Raw genomic sequence first — 545 nt, 5'->3', positions numbered from 1 at the left:
TAAACACCTCAAAACTTCCCGTATTTCCCCCTCCGACAGTTGGAGTAAATTCCACCGACGTACCGTTATCACTCAAAGAGGTTACAGTTCCGCCAACCAACTCCGTGATGGTACTCCCAGGCGGCACCGGAACGGTAACAGTAATTCCGGTAAAATTGGGAGGATCGTCGGCGAAAATGACATTGCTTTCTTCGGTGCCATTGACGACAGCGAACGCCGTCACGGTTTCGGAAACCGGGAGGGGTGGAGATATGGTTGACGCTCCCGCCAGCAGGATATCATTGATGGATAGGAATGGAGAATTATTGAAAATTGCAACAATTTCGGCTGGAGCATCTCCAGAACCATCCGGGTCGTATTTGAGGGTTCCGGTTTCCTGTTCGTAAGCCAGAATCGGACTTTCGCGGGTAATTAAACTGTCTTGATAAGTGCCGGTTTCAAGGTTAATAAATTGATCCGCATCAAGGGTTTCGGAAGTTTCACCAATTTGGACAAATCCGAATCCGTCTTCGGTACTGCGGTTGAAAACTATAACATCGCTTCCC

The 545-nt window shown here is 48.4% G+C and carries 1 pseudogene; it reads right to left on the bottom strand.

Annotated features, from left to right (window positions below):
* Nucleotides 1-545: pseudogene (locus tag LKE08_RS29160) on the bottom strand (calcium-binding protein); the annotation flags it as partial.

The sequence above is a fragment of the Lyngbya sp. CCY1209 genome (genome assembly GCF_035615495.1).
Classification (GTDB): Bacteria; Cyanobacteriota; Cyanobacteriia; order Cyanobacteriales; family Microcoleaceae; genus Limnospira.
Note: the sequence above shows the minus strand (reverse complement) of the source record. Positions and strands in the feature narration are given on the sequence as shown.